General features: G+C 68.6%; 15 protein-coding genes and 2 pseudogenes. 5 read left to right on the top strand and 12 right to left on the bottom strand.

The features are described from left to right. Positions 1–30: 30 nt before the first annotated feature. Positions 31–300, bottom strand: coding sequence for a hypothetical protein (locus ACJH7A_RS13760; RefSeq protein ID WP_020103427.1), 270 nt, complete (start codon positions 298–300; stop codon positions 31–33). A gap of 271 nt (positions 301–571) precedes the next feature. Next, positions 572–1489, bottom strand: a complete 918-nt coding sequence (locus ACJH7A_RS13755) for an alpha/beta hydrolase (protein WP_212807950.1) — start codon at positions 1487–1489, stop codon at positions 572–574. Between the two features lie 110 nt (positions 1490–1599). On the opposite strand from ACJH7A_RS13755, the gene ACJH7A_RS13750 reads away from it, so the two are divergent. Both ACJH7A_RS13750 and ACJH7A_RS13745 read left to right on the top strand, forming a co-directional pair. Beyond that, positions 1600–3087: an amino acid permease gene (locus ACJH7A_RS13750; RefSeq protein ID WP_212807951.1), complete on the top strand. Its 1488-nt coding sequence runs from the start codon at positions 1600–1602 to the stop codon at positions 3085–3087. Positions 3088–3131: 44 nt separating this feature from the next. Continuing rightward, entirely contained in the window at positions 3132–4490 is a 1359-nt protein-coding gene (locus tag ACJH7A_RS13745) for a WS/DGAT/MGAT family O-acyltransferase (RefSeq protein WP_406783902.1), read from the top strand. Positions 4491–4560: 70 nt separating this feature from the next. On the opposite strand, the gene ACJH7A_RS13740 is transcribed toward ACJH7A_RS13745, so the two are convergent. Beyond that, entirely contained in the window at positions 4561–5790 is a 1230-nt protein-coding gene (locus ACJH7A_RS13740; RefSeq protein ID WP_406802141.1) for a septum formation family protein, read from the bottom strand. Between the two features lie 89 nt (positions 5791–5879). Beyond that, positions 5880–8039: an acyl-CoA dehydrogenase gene (locus ACJH7A_RS13735; protein ID WP_212807953.1), complete on the bottom strand. Its 2160-nt coding sequence runs from the start codon at positions 8037–8039 to the stop codon at positions 5880–5882. Between the two features lie 144 nt (positions 8040–8183). Here ACJH7A_RS13735 and ACJH7A_RS13730 point away from each other — a divergent pair, with 144 nt between their 5' ends. Next, positions 8184–9407 (top strand): alpha/beta hydrolase, encoded by a 1224-nt coding sequence (locus ACJH7A_RS13730; RefSeq protein WP_212807954.1) that lies wholly within the window; start codon positions 8184–8186, stop codon positions 9405–9407. A 47-nt stretch (positions 9408–9454) separates the two neighbouring features. Continuing rightward, positions 9455–10873, top strand: coding sequence for a wax ester/triacylglycerol synthase family O-acyltransferase (locus ACJH7A_RS13725; RefSeq protein WP_212807955.1), 1419 nt, complete (start codon positions 9455–9457; stop codon positions 10871–10873). A gap of 19 nt (positions 10874–10892) precedes the next feature. Here the strand turns inward: ACJH7A_RS13725 and ACJH7A_RS13720 are convergent, their stop codons facing one another. The 4 genes from ACJH7A_RS13720 to ACJH7A_RS13705 form a co-directional block, all read right to left on the bottom strand. Continuing rightward, the gene (locus ACJH7A_RS13720; protein ID WP_212807956.1) at positions 10893–11258 is read right to left on the bottom strand and encodes a hypothetical protein; all 366 of its coding nucleotides are present in this window, start codon (positions 11256–11258) and stop codon (positions 10893–10895) included. Positions 11259–11492: 234 nt separating this feature from the next. Beyond that, a complete protein-coding gene (locus ACJH7A_RS13715; RefSeq protein ID WP_212807957.1) occupies positions 11493–12725 on the bottom strand; it encodes an alpha/beta hydrolase in 1233 nt (410 codons plus the stop codon). Continuing rightward, entirely contained in the window at positions 12715–14286 is a 1572-nt protein-coding gene (gene fadD12 / locus ACJH7A_RS13710) for an acyl-CoA ligase FadD12 (protein WP_244872893.1), read from the bottom strand. Before fadD12 ends, ACJH7A_RS13715 begins: the two co-directional genes overlap by 11 nt. Positions 14287–14340: 54 nt before the next feature. Beyond that, entirely contained in the window at positions 14341–15093 is a 753-nt protein-coding gene (locus tag ACJH7A_RS13705) for a lysophospholipid acyltransferase family protein (RefSeq protein WP_244872892.1), read from the bottom strand. A 147-nt stretch (positions 15094–15240) separates the two neighbouring features. On the opposite strand from ACJH7A_RS13705, the gene ACJH7A_RS13700 reads away from it, so the two are divergent. Next, the gene (locus ACJH7A_RS13700; protein ID WP_212814458.1) at positions 15241–16026 is read left to right on the top strand and encodes a crotonase/enoyl-CoA hydratase family protein; all 786 of its coding nucleotides are present in this window, start codon (positions 15241–15243) and stop codon (positions 16024–16026) included. Between the two features lie 30 nt (positions 16027–16056). Here the strand turns inward: ACJH7A_RS13700 and ACJH7A_RS13695 are convergent, their stop codons facing one another. The 4 genes and pseudogenes from ACJH7A_RS13695 to ACJH7A_RS13680 all read right to left on the bottom strand — a co-directional run. After that, entirely contained in the window at positions 16057–16524 is a 468-nt protein-coding gene (locus ACJH7A_RS13695; RefSeq protein ID WP_212807960.1) for a hypothetical protein, read from the bottom strand. Between the two features lie 42 nt (positions 16525–16566). Continuing rightward, positions 16567–17052 carry a hypothetical protein gene (locus ACJH7A_RS13690; RefSeq protein ID WP_212807961.1) on the bottom strand — a complete coding sequence of 162 codons (486 nt, stop codon included), beginning with the start codon at positions 17050–17052 and terminating at the stop codon, positions 16567–16569. A gap of 89 nt (positions 17053–17141) precedes the next feature. Continuing rightward, a pseudogene (locus ACJH7A_RS13685) lies at positions 17142–17603 on the bottom strand (acyl-CoA dehydrogenase family protein); the annotation flags it as partial. Between the two features lie 552 nt (positions 17604–18155). After that, positions 18156–19274: pseudogene (locus ACJH7A_RS13680) on the bottom strand (acyl-CoA dehydrogenase family protein); the annotation flags it as partial. Between the last annotated feature and the right edge of the window lie 106 nt (positions 19275–19380).

Below are 19380 nucleotides of genomic sequence, written 5' to 3'. Positions count from 1 at the left end.
GATCGGGGTGTCGGACTCAGCGGGCGGGGCTCAGCGGGCCGGGTGCGCCTGCGGGCTCTGCACGATGGCGGCCAGCTGGCCCAGGTTCTGCAGCTTGTCCATGTCCGGAGCGGACGGGACGGGGACCGCGGAGAACGCGGGCAGCACCGGGTCGGCCGGCTTGTCCTGCAGCATGCCGAGGGCCATGTAGCCGGCCACGCCCAGACCTGCTGCCGTCAGCACCACCACAGCGGTGGAACGCCGGAACAGCTGCCGCAGGGGGCCGATGTTTTCGGTCGTCTGATGGGTCAGGGTGGTCATTGCCGTGCCTCTTCTCGGTGAAGATCACGACCGAGGTGGTCGTTGGTCTGTTCAACAACCATGCGCCCCGAAATGCTTCCCCGCAAGGGTTTATTTGATCGACTAATATTTTAAAAACCACGCATGACCTGCATAAACATCAATTAGATAGTATAATCTAAGTAACGAAGATCACGTTCGCGCGGCAGCTGGCGGGCGGGATCGTCAGTGCCGCAGCGGGTTGCGGCAGCCGCATCGGCGGTGCCGGCGCGCGATGAGTTAGCCGTCGGGGCTAGCCGACGACCGCCGGGTTCAGCAGCGGCCGCAGGAACTCGACCTGGCTGGCAAAGAACGCCCGGGCCACCTGGGTCTTGGCGGCGACGCCGTCGAACCCGTGATAAGCGCCCGGCACCACTTCCAGTTCGCACGGCACGCCCGCCGCCCGCAGCCGCTCGGCGTACTCGACATCCTCGTCGTGGAAGACATCGAAGGTCCCGACCCCGACCCAGGCCGGCGGGAGACCGGACAGATCGGCGCGCCGGGCGGGGACGGCCACCGCGGGGTCGGCGCCGCCGAGATACGCGCGCCAGCCGAAGCGGTTCGACTTCTGGGTCCACAGCCGGTGCCCCGGATGGTCCAGCCCGGGCCGGCTGCCCGACCGGTCGTCGATCATCGGATACACCAAAAGCTGTGCTGACAGGGGTATTTCACCGCGGTCATGCGCCAGCTGGGCCAACGCCGCGCTCATGCCGCCGCCGGCGCTGGCGCCGCCGACCGCCACCCGTGCCGGGTCGACGGCCGGTAGGTTGACCAGCCAGCGCAGCGCCGTGTAGCAGTCCTCTAGCCCGGCCGGATACGGATTGTCGGGCGCCAGCCGGTATTTGACCGCGGCCACGGTGATGCCCAGGGCGTCCGCGAAACGCCGGCACAGCGCGTCGTCCTGCGCCGGGCTGCCGATGACGTAGCCGCCGCCGTGAATCCACAGCAGGGCGCCGCCCCGGTCCGCGCCGGTGGACGGGCGGTGCAGCCGGATCCCGACGCCCGACGGCAGCGTCAGCACCTCGACGTTGTCGGGAGTGCGGCGTTCCTGCAGGTCGGACAGCAGGCGGACGAAGCGGAGGTTCCACGGCGTGATGGGGCTGCGCGGCATGAACCGTGCGGCCCGCGCCAGCTCGGGGTGGAAGTCGACTGTTTGCGAGAGGCCCGGCATTCAACCGACATTACTGATCCGCGCGCGTCAGGGCGGGACACGCTTGCAGTTCACACACAGGAAACTCGTTGTCCTGCGCGAAGCTGAGCATCAGTGTTCACTGAAACGCTATGACTTCCACGCCGCACAAGCATGCCGAGCCACCCGGTCTGACGGCCGAGGACGCGGGCTACCACCACACCCTCAAACCGCGTCAGCTGCAGATGATCGCGATCGGCGGTGCCATCGGCACCGGCCTGTTCCTGGGTGCCGGTGGCCGGCTGCACAACGCGGGGCCGGGGCTGTTCCTCGTCTACCTGATCTGCGGCGGGTTCGTCTTCCTGATCCTGCGGGCCCTGGGCGAGCTGGTGCTGCACCGGCCGTCGTCGGGGTCGTTCGTGTCGTACGCGCGGGAGTTCCTCGGGGAGAAGGCGGCTTATGTCGCCGGCTGGATGTACTTCCTGAACTGGGCCATGACGTCGATCGTCGACTCGACCGCCATCGCCACCTACTTCCACTACTGGTCGGCGTTCGACGCTATCCCGCAGTGGCTGATCGCGCTGATCGCCCTGGCCATCGTGCTGAGCATGAACCTGATCTCGGTGACGCTGTTCGGCGAGCTCGAGTTCTGGGCGGCCCTGATCAAAGTCGTGGCGCTGGTGACCTTCCTGGTCGTCGGCACGGTGTTCCTGGCGGGCCGCTTCAAGGTCGACGGTCAGTCCACCGGCTTCAGCGTCATCGCGGACCACGGCGGCCTGTTCCCGACCGGCCTGCTACCACTGGTGGTGGTGACCTCGGGCGTCGTCTTCGCTTATGCCGCAGTCGAACTCGTCGGCACCGCGGCGGGTGAGACGGCAGAACCGCACAAGATCATGCCGCGCGCCATCAACTCGGTGATCTTCCGCATCGCGCTCTTCTACGTCGGCTCGCTGGTGCTGCTCGGGCTGCTGCTGCCGTACTCGGCATACAAGCCGGGGGAGAGCCCGTTCGTCACGTTCTTCTCGAAGATCGGTTTCGAGGGCGCCGGCACCCTGATGAACGTCGTCGTGCTCACGGCCGCGTTCTCCAGCCTGAACGCCGGGCTGTACTCGACCGGCCGCATCCTGCGCTCCATGGCGATGAACGGCAGCGCCCCGAAGTTCACCGGCGTCATGTCGAAACGTGGTGTGCCCTATGGCGGTATCTGTCTGACCGCCAGCATCGGCCTGCTCGGTGTCGTGCTCAACGGCGTCGTGCCGGCGCAGGCCTTCGAGATCGTGCTGAACATGGCGGCGCTGGGCATCATCGCGTCGTGGGCCACCATCGTGATCTGTCAGCTGCAACTGTTCCGCTGGTCGCAGCGCGGTGAGATCGCCAGGCCGGCGTTCCGGATGTGGGGCGCGCCGTACACCGGATACGCCACGCTGGCGTTCCTGGCCGCGGTGCTGGTGCTGATGGCGTTCGACAAGCCGGTCGGCACCTGGACGGTGGCGACGCTGGTGCTCATCATCCCGGCACTGATCCTGGGCTGGTACGCGGCGCGCGGCCGGGTCCTGGCGATCGCCAAGGAGCGCGAGGGCTTCACCGGCCAGTTCCCGGTGGTCGCCAACCCGCCGCCACCGGGCGAACGTCAACCTTGACGCGTTGAGGTTTACCGCCGGCCGATTAGGGGTTTACTTGGCTGGTGGAGATCATGTCGCCGACCGATGCCATGTTCCTGCTCGGCGAGTCGCGGGAACACCCGATGCACGTCGGCGGACTGCAGCTGTTCACCCCGCCGGAGGGCGCCGGGCCCGAGTTCATCCATGACCTGCACCGGGACATGTTGGCGCACACCAACTTCAACCCCACCTACCGCAAGCGCCCGGCGCGGATTCTCGGCGGCATCGCCAGCTTCGGCTGGACGTATGACGACGACATCGACGTCGACTACCACCTGCGTCGCTCCGCGCTGCCCACGCCGGGACGGATTCGTGAGCTGCTCGACCTGTGCGGGCGGCTGCACACCAGCCTGCTGGACCGGCACCGCCCGCTGTGGGAGACGTACCTCGTGGAAGGCCTTGACGACGGCCGGTTCGCGATCTATTCGAAGGCACACCACGCGCTGCTGGACGGGGTTTCCGCTCTCCGGATGGCGATGCGCACGCTGTCCGACGACCCGTCCGAGCAGGAGGTCCGGGTGCCGTGGGACCTACCGTCCCGCAAGCGTGCGCCGAAGCAGAGCCCGTCCCTGATCGGTTCGGCGGTGGGCACCGTCGGCGCGGCGGCCGGTCTGGCGCCATCGGCGTTCCGGGTGGCTCGCGCGGTGTTGTTGGAGCAGAACCTGACCCGGACGTTCAGTGCGCCGAAGACGATGTTCAACGTCAAGATCGGTGGCGCCCGGCGGGTGGCGGCGCAGTCCTGGCCGATCGCCCGGATCAAGGCCGTCAAGCAGGCCGCCGGCGGCGTCACCGTCAACGACGTCGTACTGGCCATGTGCGCCGGTGCGCTGCGGGCCTACCTGCTCGAGCAGAACGCCCTGCCCGACGCGCCGCTGATCGCGATGGTCCCCGTGAGCCTGCGGTCCGAGGCCGACGCGGATGCCGGCGGCAACCAGGTCGGCGCGCTCCTGTGCAACCTGGCCACCGACGTCAAGGATCCGGCGACGCGGCTGCAGACCATCGCCGACTCGATGCGCGGCAACAAGCAGGTGTTCTCGGGGCTGTCGAAGACGGAGTCCATGGCCCTGTCGGCGCTGCTGCTGTCCCCGATCGCGCTGTCCGCCGTGCCGGGTTTCGTCGACGCCACCCCGCCGCCGTTCAACATCGTCATCTCGAACGTGCCGGGGCCGCGGGTGCCGATGTACTGGAAGGGCGCCCGGCTCGACGGGAACTATCCGCTGTCGATCGCGCTCGACGGGCAGGCGCTCAACATCACGCTGGTCAACAACGGCGACAACCTCGACTTCGGGTTGGTCGGCTGCCGGCACAGCGTGCCGCACCTGCAGCGACTGCTGGGCCACCTCGAAGACTCGCTGACGGACCTGGAGGCGGCGGTCCGCTAGCCGCCGAACGTGAAGAAGATGGCGACTTTTCGCGGATTTCTCGCCATCAAGTTCACGTTCGGCGCGCGCCTTACAGCGGCGGCGGCGCCCAGGGCAGGGTGATCGGGGCCAGACCCGGGATCTCGAGCACGTGCGACGGCGGTGCCGGCTCGGCGGGAGCTGCCGGCTCGGCCGGGGCCAGCGGCGGATGCGCCGGGTTGTCGACGGGCGAGGCCGGCGGCGCCGGCGGCACGGTCGTGTCGGTGACCGCCGGACTCGGTGCCTCGGCGGTATGGGTCACCGCCGACGAGGACGACGACGAGGACGACGACGAAGACGACGACGGCGCCACCGCTTCGGCACTCGGCGCGACCGCCGGAGCCGCGGCGGTGGTCGGGGTGTTGCTCGTCGGGGCGACGGTCGTGGCGGTGGTGACGGGCGCCTGTGCCACCGGGTGCGGGGCCACCGGAGCCGGTACCGCCGTCGCGCCGCCGGGGGCCTTGATGCTGCCGGTCATCGGCGCGGGTGTCCGCGGTGCCAGCGTGCAGAGCACCTGGTGGCTGCCGGCGGACCAGCTGGCCGGTCCGATGGGCCGGTGGTTGACGGTCAATGCGCTGGCGGACAAGGTCTTTGGTGCCAGATATGCGGCGGCCATCGTGAGGCAGGCGGGCCGCAGTACATCCTCCTGGTCGGCGTCCGAGGGCGGCGGGCCGTCGTGGAAGTGCGCGCCGAGATCGATGGGCCCGACGACCTCGACCGAGTGCGGCTCGGCGCAGTCCACGGGTACGAGGCCCGTCTGACCGCCCTTCATGTCGGCGCCCAGGCAGGTGCCCGGCGGCCACACCCGGGACTGGTCCTGCTCGGCGACCAGCCCGCGGAACGGCAGCTGCTCGCCATTCGGGCCGGGCAGCTGCAATCCGCACAAGGAGATGTGTGATCCGGAACCCTCGGCACCCACCGAGCGCAGCAGGCCGTACGCGAACCGGCCGTTGGGGTCGTAGCGCGGTCCGAGGTACCGGCGGCCCGACACGGCGCAGGATTCCTGGTCGCCGTCGCCCTGGACCGAGTTGACGACCTCGAACAGGTGCGGGCTGCTGCACTGGACGAAGGCGGGGCGCTGTGGCGGCTCCGGTTGCCAGGTCAGGCAGCTGCCGGCGTGCGCGCTGCGGAAGACGGCGTCGGTGTGGTCGGCTTCGGTCGCGCCGCCGGCGGACGGGCCGACAGCGGCCACGGTGACCACGCCGGCGATCAGCTGGGCGCACAGCAAAGCCGCTAGCAAAGCGCGGCGTGGCGCCCAGAACTTGACCGATAGCACACTCATCGGTGCCTAGCGTGACATATTCGGCCGATCTACGCAGCTTGGCGGATCGATCTCCACCGAGTCTCTACCGTCTCGTGACGGGCGGAGGACTACTTGAGCAAAGGGTCGCGGGGCAGTCCGAGAATGCGTTCGGCGATGGTGTTCCGGGTGATCTCCGAGGTGCCGCCGGCGATGGTCATGGCGCGGTAGCCCAGGTAGGCCTGGGTGAGTGTGGGAGTTTGCCCGGTCACGGCCGCGGGACCGGCCAGCTTCATGCCCAGCTCCGTCTGCCGCTGGCCCTGTTCCGCGACCACCAGTTTGGTGACATTGCCCTCGGGTCCCGGACCGGTGCCGGCGATCGCTCGGCTGATCCGTCGCAGATTCAGCAGCCGCAGGGTGTGTCCCTCGGCGATCACCGCGCCGGCGCGGTCGCGGAGCCCGGCCGCCTGCTCCGGCGGTGCCGCGTCCAACAGGGCGATCAGGTCGTCCGCACTGAAGCCGGATTGCGCGCCGGAGCCGCCGCCGATCGACAGGCGCTCGTTCCCCAGCGTGGCTCGCGCCACCAGCCAGCCCTTGTTGACGTCACCGATGACGTCGGCGTCCGGGACGAACACCTCGTCGAAGAACACCTCGTTGAAGTGGGCGTTGCCGGTCAGGCCCTTGAGGGGGTTGACGGTCACGCCGGGCGCCTTCATGTCGATCGCCATCATCGTGACGCCGGCGTGCTTGGGGGCATCGGGATCGGTGCGCACCGTGGCCAGACCCCACTGGCAGTACTGGGCCAGGCTGGTCCATACCTTCTGGCCGGTCACCAGCCAGCCGCCGTCGACCTTCTTGGCGCTGGTGCGCACGGCGGCCGCGTCCGAGCCGGCCTCGGGCTCGGAGAACAGCTGGCACCACATGATCTCGCCGCGCAGTACCGGGTACACCCAGCGCTCACGCTGGTCGTCGGTGCCGGCCTGGGCGATGGTCAGCGTCACCCAGCCGGTGATGCCGAGGTCGGGCCGCTCGACGTCGCGGAACTCCTCCTCGATGGCCAGCTGCTCCAGCACGCCCGCGTCCCGGCCCCACGGCTTGGGCCAGTGCGGCACCAGATAGCCGGAATCGACAAGGAAGTCCCGCTGCTCGTCCTCGGGCAGCGACCGCAGCGTGGCGACGGCATCGCGGGCGGCGGTGCGGTATTCGGCCGCTTCCTCGGGGAGGGCGAACGACGCGCCGTGGGCCCGGCCGGTGCGTTGTCCGTCGACCACATCGGCCAGCGGGTCGGCGCCGTCCGCGGTCAGCGCGGACAGCGTGAGGGCACGGCGCAGATACAGGTGTGCGTCGTGTTCCCAGGTGAAGCCGATGCCGCCGTGCAGCTGAATGTTGTTCTCGGCGTTGAAGACCTGGCTGTGGATCGCCTGGGTGGCGGCCACCGCGGCGCCGAACCAGGCGTCGTCCAGATCGTCGGCGCGGGCCGCATCCCACGCTGCGGCGGTGGTGAGTTCGGCCGCCACCAGCATGTTGGCGGCGTGGTGCTTGACGGCCTGGAAGGTGCCGATGGTGCGGCCGAACTGCTCCCGCACCTTGGCGTATTCGACGGCCATTTCCAGTGCCGCCCAACTGATCCCGACGGCCTCGGCAGCGGCCAGGATGCGAAAAGCGGTGTGCGCCTTGGTCGCCGCATCGCGGATGACGGCGATCGCCTCGGCCTGGTCCAGCGTCACCGAGCCGATGCTGCGCGTGGTGTCCGTGCTGTCGAGAGGGCTGACGGTGACGCCGGTGGCCTGCGCGTCGACGACCACCACGTCGTCACCGGCGACCAGGACCAGCAGCGCGGCATCAGGGGCGCCGAGCACCGTCGGGCTCTCGCCGAACACGGTGTGGGCAGTGCTGTGAACGTGGCCCGACAATCCCAGCGCGGCCACGGTGCTGCCATCGGCCATCCCGGGCAGCAGCGCGGCGCGCAGTTCGTCGGTTCCGCACCGGTCGATGACGACGGCGGCGGCGACGGTCGGCAGGAACGGCCCAGGACAGAGGTCGCGGCCTTGCGCCTCGAGTACGACCGCCAGCTCGGGCAGCCCGAACCCGGACCCGCCGAACTCCTCGGGGATGGCCAGGCCCTGCCAGCCCAGATCGGCGGCGGCTGTCCAGAAACCGGCCGGATGCGACGGTCCGCCCTCGAGCGTGGCGCGGGCGGCGGCCCGGCTGCCGAGCCGCCGCAGCAGTCCCGTCGCCGAGTCCGCGAGGTCGTTGTGGTCGTCGGTGATCGCCAGCGCAGAGGCACCCATGGCTCGACTGTAAGCACGACGGTACGGCTTCGAATAGGTCCTGACCAGCTGTGATGCACTTCACAAACGAACAGTCGCCGAACTGTGACCGCGAATGTGCTGTGGCCCCGAAACCCCGTGGTCAGGCCGGTGTACGCTCGCGAAATGACGGCTCGACCGAACAATGATGTTCACAGCCCTTCCTTGGCCACCCGGCTGCGCTGGTTCATGGCTGCCAAGCCCTCCGATCACCTGTTGGCGATGGCCACGGCCGCCGCGTCGCTGCCCGTGATCGGCAAGAGCCTCGAGCCGCTCGGCGGCGCCACTGCGATGACCCTCTGGGGCATGCGGCACGTGCCCAGCTTCTGGGCGTCCACGTCGAAGGCTCTGTTCACTCCCAGCGTTGCCGAGATCCGCCGCGCCGAGCGGGACTGCACCAACGAGGTCGTCCGGGCCGCGCTGACGGGCGTCGTGCCCCCGGCCGAACTCGACATCGAGTGGCCGGCGCCGGAGCGCACGCCGCCGTTCTGGCGGGCACGCGAACACCGGCGCCAGGTGCACCGCACCTCGGTGCGCTACGGCGACAGCCCGTCGCAGCTGCTGGATGTCTGGCGCGCCGACGACCTGCCCGCCGAGCCGGCCCCGGTTCTGATCTACCTGCCCGGCGGGGCCTGGGTGCACGGCAGCCGGCTGCTGCAGGGCTACGCCCTGATGAGCCATCTGGCCCAGCAGGGCTGGGTCTGTCTGTCCATCGACTACCGCGTGGCCCCGAATCACCGTTGGCCGCAACACATCACCGACGTCAAGACCGCGATCGCCTGGGCCCGGGCCAACATCGACAAGTTCGGCGGCGACCGCAATTTCATCGCGATCTCCGGCGGCTCGGCCGGTGGGCACCTCGCCGCGCTGGCCGGCCTGACCGCCAACGACCCCGAACTGCAGACCGAGCTGCCCGAGGGCGCCGACACCTCGGTCGACGCCGTCGTCGGTATCTACGGCCGATACGACTGGGAGGACCGGTCGACCAAGGAACGCGAGGAATTCGTCGACTTCCTGGAGCGCGTCGTGGTCCGGCGCCGCATCGACAAGCATCCCGAGATCTACCGGCAGGCTTCGCCGATCGCGCGCGTGCACCGCGACGCACCGCCGTTCCTGGTCATTCACGGCAGCGGCGACAGCGTCATTCCGGTGGCGCAGGCGCGGGACTTCGTACACGAGCTGCGCGCGGTGTCCGCTTCGACGGTCAGCTATATCGAATTGCCCGGTGCCGGACACGGTTTCGACATGACGGACGGTGCCCGCACGGGATCGATGGCCACTGCCATAGGGTTGTTCCTCGATGAGGTTCGCCGGAACCAGAACCAGCACTGCGTCGAAGAGGTCGTCTAGACCGATCGACCGGCCGAGGTTCTGACCCGAAGCGCAGGAGAGGTCGAGTGAAACGACTGAGTGGGTGGGACGCGTTCCTGCTGTATTCGGAAACGCCCAACGTGCACATGCACACCCTCAAGATTGCCGTCATCGACCTCGCCGGCCTGGGCGACCGCACGTTCGGCATCGACGAGTTCCGCCGCGTGCTCCGCGAACGCCTGCACAAGCTGGAGCCTTTCGGCTATCAACTCGTCGACATCCCGTTCAAGTTCCACCACCCCATGTGGCGGGAGCATGCCGAGGTCGACCTCGAGTATCACGTCCGGCCGTGGCGGGTGGCCGCCCCCGGTGGCCGCCGTGAACTCGACGAGGCGATCGGCGAAATCGCCAGTACCCCACTGGATCGCAGCCGTCCGCTGTGGGAGATGTACCTCGTCGAAGGCCTGGCCAACGGGCGGGTCGCCGTGGTCGGCAAGATCCATCACGCATTGGCCGACGGGGTGGCCTCGGCCAACCTGCTGGCGCTCGGCATGGACATCACCGAGGGTCCGCAGCGGGACAACGATCTGTACGTGACGGATCCGGCACCGTCGCGCGGCCAGCTCGTCCGGTCCGCGTTCGCGGATCACCTCCGGCAGATCGCGCGGTTCCCCGGCGTCGTGAAGTACACCGCCGACGGCATGGCGCGGGTACGCAAGAGCAGCCGCAAGCTGTCGCCCGAACTGACCCGGCCGTTCACGCCGCCCCCGAGCTTCATGAACCACGTCATCACACCCCAACGGCGTTTCGCCACAGCGACTTTGGCGCTCGCGGACGTCAAGGAGACCAGCAAGAAGCTCGGTGTCACCATCAACGACCTGGTGCTGGCGATGTCGTCGGGGGCGCTGCGCGAGCTGCTGCTGAAATACGACGGCAAGGCCGACCACGCGCTGCTGGCGTCGGTGCCGATGAGCTACGATTTTTCACCGGATCGTATCTCCGGCAACCGATTCAGTGGTGTGCTGATCGCGTTGCCCGTCGACGTCGACGATGCCGCGCAGCGCGTCCAGCAGGCCCGCGAGGCCGCCTTGCTGGCCAAGGAGAGTCATCAGCTGGTCGGCCCGGAGCTGGTCGCCCGGTGGGCGGCCTACATGCCGCCGGCGCCGATGGAATCGATGTTCCGCCGCCTGTCCAACAAGGACGGGCAGAACAAGGTGCTGAACCTCAACATCTCCAACGTGCCGGGGCCCCGCGAACGCGGCAAGGTCGGCGGCGCGACCGTCACCGAGATCTACTCTGTCGGACCGCTCACCGCGGGCAGCGGGCTGAACATCACGGTGTGGAGCTACGTCGACCAGCTCAACATCTCGGTGCTCGCCGACGGTGCCACCACCGACGATCCGCATGAGGTGACGGCCGGCATGGTCGCCGACTTCAAGCAGATCCGCAGGGCCGCAGGGCTTTCCGAGGAGCTGACGGTCGTCGAGACCGCCATGGCGCAGTAGATTTGCGCCCGGTGGTGCGTCAGTCCGCCGGGCGGTTGCGGAATCGTTTGTGGAGCACCTGGCGTGACACGCCCATGATCCGACCGATCTCGGCCCAGGTCCATCCGTTGGCGCGGGCCTGGCGGACGGCCTGCTCGTATTGCGTTTTGGCGCTGACGAGGTCGTCGCGAGCCTGAGCCAGCGCTCGTCGGCTGATGCCGCCGAATACATCCGCGGCTATTGGATCGGGTTCTGCGGGTTCGTCATCAAATGACCAATCGTCGTCGTCATCATCGACGTCAAGGCCATGTGCTTTTCGGAAGGCATCGCCGGCGGCATCGATCTCTTCGCGCGTCGGACGGCGTTGTTGTGGTTCCCACCAGGGCCGCTCGGTTGGGTAGGTCATGGCTGTACCTTCCGGGGTCGATCACTGGGGAAAGTATGTGCCGACGGACCGACACGTTTCGTGTGACCGAGACCGGTGCGACCCGTCTCCAAGTGTGTTCGGGCTGGGAGCCGTCACCTTGGGCTGACAGTGTCAACCCAAGGTGACGATGTCAGCCGTTGGTGACGGATCCAGATCGGACATGTCCATGACAGCGGCGCGGTCACGTACCGCGCCGGCCGGCCGGACCGCCCGCTAGCCGACACTCTCGGAGTCGGCGACCTTCGCCTTCTCCGCCCGCACCCACTCCAGGAACCGCGTGATCGCCTCGGCGGTGTAGCGGCCGTGCGCCGAGCCGAAGACGTCGAATGCGTGCTGCGCGTTGGGGATCTCGGCGTACGCCACCGGCGCCGGTGACTGCTCGCGCAGCGCTGCGACGAAGTCCCGTCCCTCCTGGACGTCGATCAACGTGTCGTTGGTGCCGTGCAGCACGAAGAACGGTGGCGCGTCGGGTCCGATCCGCTTGATGGGCGAAGCGTCGAGGAACACCTGCGAGTCGTTGGCGTACCGCTTCTTGATGATCAGCTGCTCGAGGGCACGCATCATCTCGGCGCGGCCGGGGCCTTCGAAGCCGAACCAGTCGTACCGGCCGTACACCGGGACTGCGGCCACCACCGAGGTGTCGGCATCTTCGAAACCGGGCTGCCACTGGGGATCTCCGGGAGTCAGGGCTGCGAGCGAGGACAGGTGACCGCCCGCCGAGCCGCCACTGATCGCGACGAAATCCGGATCGCCGCCGTACTCGGCGATGTGCTCCTTGACCCAGGCCAGGGCCTGCTTCACGTCGATGATGTGCGCCGGCCACTGATGTTTCGGGCTGACGCGGTAGCCGATGGACACGCAGATCCAGCCGCGGTCGGCCAGGGCGCCCATCAGTGGGTACGCCTGCGGCCGGCGATCGCCGAGCATCCAGCCACCACCCGGAACCTGAAGCAGCACAGGGGCTTTACCGTCACGCGGCAGGTCCGGGCGGCGCCAGATGTCGGCCAGGTTGGCGCGGTGCGGGCCGTACTTGACGGTGTCCTTGTTGTACTTGCGGCGCGACAGCATGGTGCGCCCGATGCCGGGCAGGCGCGGGACGCCGGGATCGGCCGGGTTGCGCGGACCGATCACGTCATCCAGCGGCTCCTCGAACGCGGGCCGCGAGCTCCGGCTGCGGGTGAGGATGTAACCCAGGATGGCCCAGGTGATCGCGTTGATGGCCAACGCGATTCGGCCGCTGGTGCCCGAGAAGGCGCCATGCCGGCCCCGGCGGATCGCGGACAGTATTGAGGAACTGAGCACGAAGCCGGCTGCTTCACTGGACGGCCAGCCGTACGCGAACGCGACGATGCCGGGGTTCCCGGACCGGGCCAGCGGGCTGGCCGCGTTGGTGGCGTTGACGAGACCGAGGACAGCCCGTAGCAGGGTCACCGTTTTACGCGCCATCGGCCAGCGCCTTCAGCTCGCGGCGGTCGATCTTGCCGGTACTGTTGCGCGGCAGCTCCGTGAGCACCGTGATCGACCGTGGCACTTTGTAATTGGCGAGGTTGTCGCGCACGTGCTGCTTGAGGACGTCCTCGGTGGCCGTTGCCCCGTCGGCCAGCACGACGAACGCGGCCAGGCGCTGGCCGTACTGCTCGTCGTCGACGCCCAGTACCGTGGCCTCGGCGACGTCCGGGTGGGTGGACAGCGTCTTCTCCACCTCGATGGGGTAGACGTTCTCGCCGCCCGACACGATCATCTCGTCGTCGCGGCCCACCACGAACAGGCGGCCCGCGGCATCGAGATAGCCGACGTCACCCGAGGACATGTAGTCCTGGTGGAAATCCTTTGTGGCGCCGGAGGTATAGCCGTCGAACTGGGTCGAGTTGCGCACGTAGATGGTGCCCACCTCGCCTGTCGGCAACTCGTTGAAGTCGGCGTCCAGGATCTTGATCTCGGTGCCCTCGGCCGGGCGGCCGGCGGTGTCGGGGGCGGCGCGCAGGTCGGCCGGCGTCGCGGTGGCGATCATGCCGGCCTCGGTGGCGTTGTAGTTGTTGTAGATGACGTCACCGAACTGGTCCATGAACGAGGTGACGACGTCGGGGCGCATCCGTGAGCCGGAGGCCGCGGCGAACCGCAGCGAGCGGCCGCTGTAGCGGTTGCGGATGTGGTCGGGCAGTTCCATGATGCGGTCGAACATCACTGGGACGACGCACAATCCGGTTGCCTGGTACTTGTCGACCAACGCCAGCGTGGCCTGTGGGTCGAACTTGCGGCGCGTGACGACGGTGCAGGCCATCGATGCCGCGAAAACCAGTTGCGAGAAGCCCCAGGCGTGGAACATCGGTGCGACGACGACGGTCGTCTCCTCCGTGCGCCACGGCGTCCGATCCAGGATGGCCTTCAGTGCGTCCAGCCCACCGCCGGAATGCTTGGCGCCCTTGGGAGTTCCGGTGGTTCCGGAGGTCAGCAGGATCACCCGGCTCTTCTCGCCGGTGCGTCGCGGCTGCAGCCCCAGGTGGTCGATGATGAGCGACTCGACGGTCAGCGGGTGGTCGTCGGTATCGGTCCACGCCACGATTCGCGTGGTGCCGGTCCGGCCCTCGAGCGCACGATCGACCGTCGCCGTGAACTCTTCGTCGTAGATGATGACGTCGACGTTCTCGCGGGCCACGACCTCGGCCATCGCCGGGCCGGCGAAGGAAGTGTTGAGCAGCAACACATCTGCGCCGATGCGGTTGGCCGCGATCAGGGAGTCGACGAAGCCGCGGTGGTTGCGTGCCATGATGCCCACGACCTTGGCCGAGGGCAGCGTCTGCAGGGCGGCGGCGAAGGCGTCGCCGCGCTTGTCGAGCTCACTGAAGGTCAGCGTGCCCAGCTCGTCGATGAGGCCGGGGCGGTTCCCGCAGCGTTGCGCGGAACTCGCGAAACCCGAAGTGACGCTCATGTTTTCGCGCGCCATGGCACCGGCGATCCGCACGTACTTGTCCGGGCGGAGCGGGGCGATGACACCGGCCCGCACCATGGTGTTGACCAGGCCCGCTGTCGCGGTCAGCTTGTCGGTGATTCCCACGGCCGGTCAGCCTATTACCGGGAAGCGGCGCTCTTCGGCGAGTTCGTCGAGAGCGTCCTGCATGACCTTGCGGACGTGCGCGTCGACGGCATCGACGTCGGGCTCATCGCCGGAGGCGAAGGCGATCGCCGTGGGATCGACGGGCGGCAGCACCTGCATGACGATCTTCGACGGAAGCGGCAGGTTCAGCGGCAGCACGGCGGACAGCCCGAACGGCAGCCCGATGGACAGCGGCACCACCTTGGCGCGCGCGGCGCGGGCGATGGGACCGAGCGCCTTGGCGATCTTCTCGCCGCGGGTCAGGAACAGCTGGGTCTCCTGGCCGCCGATGCCGACCATCGGCACGATCGGGACGCCGGCGTTGATCGCGGCCTTCACGTAACCCTTGCGGCCGTCGAAGTCGATCTTGTTGGCGTCGGTCGACGGCCGGTAGACGTCGTAGTCCCCGCCGGGGAACACCACGACGAGGCCGCCGGAGCGCAGTGCCTCGTCGGCGTTCTCGTGGCTCGCCAGGATGTAGCCGGTCTTCTTGAAGAAGTCCGCGGTCGGGCCGACCATCAGCATGGCGTGGCTGAGGGTGTAGACGGGGCGGTCGTAGCCGTATTTCTCGTAGAAGTGCGACGAGAAGATCGGCACGTCCATGGGCAGCATGCCGCCCGAGTGGTTGCTCACCACGAGTGCGCCGCCGAGGGGAATGTTCTCCAATCCGCGGACCTCGGACCGGTGATAGACCTTCAGCAGCGGTCGGAGAATCCCCATGACCTTCTCGGTCAGCTCCGGGTCGAATTTGGTGATTTCGGGCAGCTTGGCCACGGTTTCTCCTCTGACTGCGGCAAAAACTAGAACATGTTCTAATTTTCGATTATTCACTGGTTGACCGCCGGACGCCAATCCCCTGTGGCTAGCATCACCGTCGTGACCGAAGAAGCCACCAGCGAAGATGCTGTCCTCGTCGAACAGCGCGACCGCATACTGATCATCACCATCAATCGGCCCCAGGCCAAGAACGCTGTCAACTCAGCGGTCAGCAAGGGCTTGGCGGCCGCCGCGGACCGCCTCGACGAAGACCCGGGACTGTCCGTCGCGGTGCTGACGGGAGCCGGCGGCTCGTTCTGTGCGGGCATGGATCTGAAGGCCTTCGCCAAAGGCGAGAACATCCTCTCGGATCGCGGCCTCGGCTTCACCCAGCGTCCGCCGGCCAAGCCGCTGATCGCTGCTGTCGAGGGCTACGCCCTGGCGGGTGGCACCGAGCTGGCGCTGTCGGCCGACCTGATCGTCGCGTCCAACGCGGCGGCCTTCGGCATCCCCGAGGTCAAGCGCGGCCTGGTCGCCGGCGCCGGCGGGTTGCTGCGGCTGCCGCAGCGCATCCCGTACGCCATCGCCATGGAACTCGCCCTCACCGGTGACAACCTGACCGCGACGCGGGCGCACGAACTGGGCCTGGTCAACGAGCTGACCGAGCCCGGTGGCGCACTCGATGCCGCGCTCGCGCTGGCCGAGCGGATCACCGCGAACGGGCCGCTCGCGGTCGCCGCGACCAAGCGCATCATCGTCGAGTCGTCCGACTGGTCCGACGCCGAGAAGTGGGAGAAGCAGGGCGCCATTCTGGGGCCGGTCTTCATGTCGAAGGATGCGCGCGAGGGCGCGGTGGCCTTCGCCGAAAAGCGCGCGCCGCAGTGGACCGGTAGCTGAGGCTGCCGACCATCGGCTCAGCCGATGCTGCTACCTCGGTTTCTTTTCCGGCTGCTGCACGGGGCACTGCTGCTCAACCCAGTTGTTGAGCGTGCGGCTGAACTGGCTGCGGTCGGGATCGCTGCTGTGCAGGCCGTTGGTCTTGACGAAATGCGTCACGGCGGCCTGCACATCGGCCGGCGGGTGGAAACCGTTGATGGTGTCCCCGGCTGCCTTCGAGTCCTCGGGGGACGCGCCGGACATCAGGTTCACCACCGCGCCGGTGAGTTGCAGGCACGTCCCGCCGTCGAGCTGACGGCTGGTGGGTGACGGCGGCGCTTCCGCCGCGGGCGTGCTCGGGGCGGCCGAGGAACTCTGCGCCGGAGCGCTCGATGCCGAGGTGGTCGGCTGCGCCGGCTGCTTGTCACCCGAACATCCGGCCAGCAGCAGAGCGGCTGCCAGCACGGCGGTCTGACCGCCGATGAGTCGCCGCGACGTCATGTTCTCCCGGTAGCGCATGTGTTTGTTCTACCGGGAGACGGCTGTCGTCGGCCAGTGGGGTCAGACCGAGGCGACGAAGTCGCTGCTGTAGAACTCGGCCGGGCTCTGCGAATGCGGCTGGGGCAGATCGACCGCGACCCAGACGCCGGTGGTGCCGGGGGCGACGGGCAGCTGGACGGTGGCGCTGCCGTTGCCCCAGCCGTCGGTGCTCAGCGGGGCGGTGCCGATGCTCGGGTCGCCCGGCAGGCAGCCGAGGGTGGCATGCGGTGCCGGGATCACGCGGACCGTGTACTGCGCGTTGCGCGCGCCGTCGAGCATCTCGACGTGGGCGGTGGCGGTGCGCCCGTCGGAGGTGATCTCCGCCGTCGGGACGGCCGGGAAGCGGAACTTCATGTAGTTGATCGGCTGCCGATCGCAGGTGTAGGCCCGCGACATCAGGGTCTGACGGGCCGTGCCCGCGGCCTGGGCGGGCGCCGCGACGAGGGTCGCGGCGGGCAGGGCGGCACAGACGGCCAACGCGGCGAAAGCGCCACTCTTCTTGGACATGTGTCGAGTTTTTACCGAGACCGCCGGTAACGCAGTGGTGGCCGTCACAAGCGGACGGAACGCACTTTCCGCGCGGATGTTGACTTAGATCACAACGGGTTTCCGGTGCGGCCCACCGTCACATCCCAGGCGTCCGTCGTCGCCGTGCGGTCGGCCAGTCGCCGGGCGTGCCGGCCGGTGCTACCGAACTCATCGGCCCAACTGCGTGCGCGCAGGGTGGCGCGCCACAGCGGATGTTCCGCCGTGGTGCCGATGGCGCCGTGCAGCTGATGGGCGATGGTCGTCACCGGAGCGACGGCCCGGCCGACGGCCACCTTGGCCACCGTGGTGGCGTAGGCGGTGCGGTCGTCGCCGAAGCCGTACCGAGCGGCGGCGGTGATCGCCAGAATGGTTGCCGCTCTGGCACGCTCGATCTCCCCGAGCATCGTGGCCAGCGAGTGTTGCACGGCCTGGAACGCCGCGAGCGGGCGGCCGAACTGTATGCGCGTCTCGGTGTGCGCGACGGTCAGTTGTGCGGCCGCATCGAAGGCGCCGACAATCTGCACGCAGCGGCACCAGGCGCCGCGGATGGTCAGTTCGTCGGCGACCGCGAGCGGCAGCTGAACGACATCGGCTGCCGCGGTGTCGAATTCGACGATGGCGCGGGGCTCGCCGGCGAGATTGTGTCCGTCTTCGACGAGTGTCGGTGCGTCGCGCAGTGCGACGTACAGGGCGTCGGCACCTCGAGTGGCCACAACAATGGGCCCGCATTGTGGCCAGGTGGCGACGCCGTCCACCGCGAGTGTGAGCGGCCCCGATTCCGGTATCGGCAGGCCGGCTTCGGCGGCCAACCATGTTGCCAGCACATCGGTTTCGGCGATCGGTACCGCGGCCCCGTGGCGGGCCAGAGCGCCCAGCACGACGGCCGTGGCGGCGGGCCCGGCGTCGGGCTCACTGCTCAGCCGGGTCAGCCCTGAACCCTCGGCGGTGCGCCACAACGCGTCGTCGAACGTCAGCGGCAATGTCCGCGCGGGCGCGGCCGTCTGGCCGATCTGCTCGGCCAGTTCGCGCAATTCCGCATACTCGTCCGAAGGCTGTTCGGCAGCAGCCTGTTTGGTCCAGTTCTTGGCGACGATGCCGCGCAGGACCTCATTCGTGCCGCCGCGCAGCGTGAACAGCGGGGCGTGCACGCGGGCGGTGTCCAGCATCGTCTGCAGCCGCCGGCGGTCGGGGCCGTCGTACCGGTCCAGCAGCTCCGCGGCGATCTCGACGGAATCCTGTTCGAAGCGGGTGCCGAGGTCCTTCACCAGCGCGGCGGACACCGCGGCGTCCTGGCCGGCCGTCAGGGCCCGGGCGACCGATATCGAGAGTTGGCGCAACGAAATCATCCGTGCCATCAGGTCGCCGACGTCGGCGCGGGGTTCGTCCCGCAGTGCCTCGACGAGGGCGAAAAGCAGTGTGGCCGTGGACAGGAAGCGCTCCGGCCCGCTGCGTTCGAAACCCAGTTCGGAGGTCACCTGATGCCAGCCGGCGCCGACCGTGCCCAGCAGGTCGGCGTCGGTCAGCGCGACGTCGTCGAACAGCACCTCGTTGAAATGGTGCTCACCGTTCATCTGGACGATGGGCTCGATGGTGACGCCCGGAGCGTCGGTGGGGACGATGAACTGACTGAATCCCGCGTGCCGATGTTTCGGGTCCAGGGGGCTGGTGCGGGCGAGCACCACGATCTGGTGGGCCAGATGCGCACCGCTGGTCCATACCTTGCTGCCGCTCAGCAGCCAGCCGCCGTCGGTGCGGGTGGCCCTGGTGGTGACGGCGGCCAGGTCGGAACCAGCCTCATGCTCACTCATGCCGATGGCCGAATACAAAGTGCCGGAAGCAATTCGGGGCAGGAGCCGGCGCCGTTGTTCCTCGCTGCCGTAGCTGAGGAGGGCCGGCGCCACCTGTCGGTCGGCGATCCAGTGCGCGGCCACTGGGGCGCCGTGGGCCAGGAGCTCCTCGGTGACGACGTACCGGTGCATGTGGCTGCGCCCGCGGCCGCCGTACTCGACGGGGATGGTCAGCCCGACGAAGCCGGCCACCGCCAGCCGCCTGCTGAAGTCGGCGTCCCACTTCGACAGCCAGCAGTCGACACCGGGCTGCCAGCCGAACTGCGCCGCGTCCTCGGCCAGGAACCGGCGCACGTCGTTGCGCAGTTCCGCCAGGTCACCGTCGTCGGCGCGGAGCGCGTCGAAATCGTCCATCGGGCAACAGTAATCATGGCGCCGCAGATTGAGTTCCTAATCGGAGTCAAGTTCTCAGACGGGTTCTTGTGGCAAGTCCTTAGGCGGGTTCTAGGGTGGTGGGGGC

This window comes from Mycobacterium sp. SMC-17 (assembly GCF_045310915.1).
GTDB lineage: Bacteria > Actinomycetota > Actinomycetes > Mycobacteriales > Mycobacteriaceae > Mycobacterium.
Note: the sequence above shows the minus strand (reverse complement) of the source record. Positions and strands in the feature narration are given on the sequence as shown.